The following is a 3,320-nucleotide window of genomic DNA, read 5'->3' on the forward strand; positions in this document are numbered from 1 at the left end:
CGCCGCCATGGGCGTGGCCGCCGGTTTCGCGCAGGGCAGTGCGGGACTCCAGGGCAAGGGACTGGGCGGGCTGCTCGCCGAGCACGGCCTGTGGAACGCGGTCCTCCCCGCCCTGCTGTCCCCCTACCCCTACCTGTACGCGGTCGGCTGGGCGGTGGGCATCGTCCTCTTCCAGACATCGCTGCAACGCTCCCGCGCCTCCATCACCGCACCGGTGTCCAACGTCGCGGGCAACGTGTTCATGGTCGTGGCGGGCACGGTCCTGTTCGGCGAGCGGCTCCCCGAGGACCCGGCGATGCTGACCCTGCGGATCGGCGGGTTCGCCCTGACCCTCGTGGTGGTCGTCCTGGTGCGCGGCAACGTGGCCCGGGCCGAGGCCGACACCAGCCGCAAACGCGCCGAGGGCACCGCCCCCGTCACCGTGTGACCCGGCCCGGGTCAACGCACCGGATCCGCCGGTCCGGTCAGACCGCCACCGACACGGCCTGGCGCAGCCCCGGGGCGGCGACGTCGGCCCAGGCCCGCACGACGCTGTCGGGACGGTCGGTCTCCTCCTCGGCCAGGATCAGGCCGGGCTCGGCCACCCAGGCGCCCAGGTCCGCCAGCAGGATGCGCAGGTCCTCCTCCATGCCGCGGCTGTTGCGCAGGTCCTCCACGACCGCCAGCGGAACCGCGACCGTGTGACCCAGACCCAGCTCGGGCAGGCGGTCGAGGAAGACCTTGAGCAGGCCGGTGTAGGTGCCGTGCGCCTGCGGGGAGGCGACGAGCAGGACGTCGCTCCTACCCACCCTCTCCAGGGCGTCGTCGACGGCGGCGGAGGACTCCGCCAGCAGGTCGGCGCCCAGCTCGGCGACGTCGATGACGTCGGGGCGGGAGTCGACACCGGCGCGGGTGGCGACCTCGGAGGCGGCGCGCAGGGCGGCGGCGCGCACGGAGGAACGGGCCTGGGGGGCGGCGACGAGCACGGTGAAGCGAGTCATGCGAGAACTCCTGGGTTCGGTCAGAGCGAGCCGGGATCGACCGGAGGAAACGTCGGGGGGCGGTGATCGGAGAGGGACACCGGAGAGGACGTCGTTCCTCGTACCGACACGGTGCGGACATCGTCGTCTTCGCGTGTGTCGGGTCTGGCGAGGTTGCTCCTCGGGCCGGATACACGGCCCGGGACCCAGAACTGGGAGAGATGCGCGTCCGGTGTCTGCGACAGGGCACGGAGCACGGGGGTACACCCGTGACGCGGGGCACGGCCCCGCAAGGCGCTAGCTACGACAGAGCGCGCTCGCCTGCTGTCGCAGATCGACATGCAGGCGCTGGACAAGCAGCTCACCGGCGGACATGTCTCCATCATGAGGCGCCCCGGGCGCTATCGTCAATGCGTGCGTGCGCACGGCGTGGGGGCTTCCGCGCCGGGCACCGGCCGGTCCAGCACGCGGACAGCCGTCCCACGGGGCGGGATTTCCCAGCTCCACGGGGAATACGGCGGTCCGCGGGGCGAGCCGCGCCCCGTCCCCGGGCGCCCCGCGCGCACCTGTGTAATGTGCGACACACACCGCCCGCCGCGCCGCCCGGAGACACAGGAGAGAGCCCGTCATGGCCCACACCCCCGTCACGCTCACCAACGCCCGCGTCGTGACGCCCGACGGAGTCCACGACGGATGGCTGCGGGTCGAGGACGGCCGCGTGGCCGCCCTCGGTCCGGGCGAGCCCGCGACGAGCGGGGAGACCCGTGACATGGGAGGCGCCTGGGTCGCGCCCGGGCTGGTCGACACCCACATCCACGGGGGCGCCGGACACGCCTTCCCCGACGCCGACCCCGAGGGCGCCCGGGAGATCGTCGCGTTCAACCGGGCCCGCGGGGTGACGGCCCTGGTGGGCGGCCTGGTGGCGGCCACCCCGGACGACACCGTCCGCCAGGTGGCGGCGCTGGCCGAGCTGTGCGACGCGGGCGAACTGGAGGGCATCTACCTGGAGGGGCCCTTCATCGCGCGGTCGAAATGCGGCGCGCACGACCCCGAACTGCTGCGCGACCCGGACACCGCCGAGTTCGACCGCTGGCTCGAAGCCGGGCGGGGACACGTCCGCATGATCACGGTGGCCCCGGAGCTGCCCGGGGCACGGGAACTGATCGGCGCCGCGACCTCCTCCGGCGTCGTGGCGGCTGTGGGGCACACCGAGGCCACCTACGAGCAGACCCTGGCCGCCTTCGACGCGGGGGCGACGGTGGCCACCCACCTGTACAACGCGATGCGTCCGCTGAACCACCGCGACCCGGGGCCGATCGCGGCGGCGCTGGGCGACGACCGCGTGACGGTCGAGCTGATCCTGGACAACGTGCACGTCCACCCCGGCGCGGCCGGGCTGGTGTTCGGCGCCGCGGGCGCGGACCGGGTGTCGCTGGTGACGGACGCGATGTCGGCGACGGGCCTGGGCGACGGCGAGTACACGCTGGGTGACCTTCGCGTGCGGGTGCACGACGGCGAGGCGCGCCTGGTGGAGAACGGGGCGATCGCCTCCAGCACCATCGTGTTGCCCCGGGCGGTGCGCAACGCGGTGGAGGGTCTGGGCGTGAGCGTGCCCGAGGCGGTGCGTTCGGCGTCGTCGGTTCCGGCCGCGGCACTGGGCCTGGACGGCACGGGCCGCATCGAGGAGGGGGGCCGCGCCGACCTCGTCGTGCTCGACGACGACCTCGGGGTACGCGAGGTGATGCACCGGGGTGCGTGGATCGGATAACGGCGTGTCGTAACCTCGTTACGGAGTAGTAATATAACCCTGAGTGACAATGGCGGCAGGGCATCGAGGAGAGCCACCACGCTCGACACGAAAGGATCTGCGCCATGGCCAAGTCGAGACAGACGAGGAACGAGCAGCCGACCCGTGTGCCCTCCGAGGAGCACGAGCACCTCGGAAACCTCGCCGCGGAACTGTCCCGCTACGACGTGCGGGCGGAGGTGGTCGACGAACGGTCGCCCCGCCTGCGGGTCAGCAACCCGTCATCCGCCTGCGCGGCCGAGGACGTGATCTGTGAACGCCGGGAACACGACTACGCGTTCATCGCCTCGTTCGGGGTCTACCTGGGCAGTAGCGGCAGTCTCGGTGTCACGGCCCACAAGGTCGCCTGGCTCGTGGGAGCCACCGAGGCGTGACGTCCGCGAGGGAGGGACGCGGCGCCAACACGCGCCGCGCCCCTCCCCGGGTCCTCGACACCCCCCGAGGAACAACCGAGGAGTCCCACGGAGCTTTACGGCGTAGATCCAACACTGGAGCGGGTCGGCCGCCGCGCGGACCCGCCCGCACCCTAGATGAGTGAGTCCGATGTCTTCAGT

Annotated in this window: 3 protein-coding genes and 1 pseudogene (1 of these 4 cut by a window edge); 3 read left to right on the forward strand and 1 reads right to left on the reverse strand. The window is 72.6% G+C overall.

Features of this window, described 5'->3' with window-relative positions; genetic code table 11:
- Positions 1-427, forward strand: a pseudogene (locus D455_RS30830) (hypothetical protein); it begins 490 nt to the left of the window's first position.
- Between the two features lie 37 nt (positions 428-464).
- Here the strand turns inward: D455_RS30830 and D455_RS0117350 are convergent.
- A complete protein-coding gene (locus D455_RS0117350) occupies positions 465-980 on the reverse strand; it encodes an NADPH-dependent FMN reductase (protein ID WP_017571982.1) in 516 nt (171 codons plus the stop codon).
- Positions 981-1,587: 607 nt separating this feature from the next.
- Here D455_RS0117350 and nagA point away from each other — a divergent pair.
- Both nagA and D455_RS0117360 read left to right on the forward strand, forming a co-directional pair.
- On the forward strand, positions 1,588-2,727 hold the full coding sequence (nagA, locus tag D455_RS0117355) for an N-acetylglucosamine-6-phosphate deacetylase (protein ID WP_017571983.1): 1,140 nt from the start codon (positions 1,588-1,590) through the stop codon (positions 2,725-2,727).
- 104 nt (positions 2,728-2,831) lie between these two features.
- Entirely contained in the window at positions 2,832-3,140 is a 309-nt protein-coding gene (locus tag D455_RS0117360; RefSeq protein WP_017571984.1) for a hypothetical protein, read from the forward strand.
- Positions 3,141-3,320: the final 180 nt, after the last annotated feature.

It is taken from the genome of Nocardiopsis halotolerans DSM 44410, assembly GCF_000341065.1.
GTDB classification, from domain to species: domain Bacteria; phylum Actinomycetota; class Actinomycetes; order Streptosporangiales; family Streptosporangiaceae; genus Nocardiopsis; species Nocardiopsis halotolerans.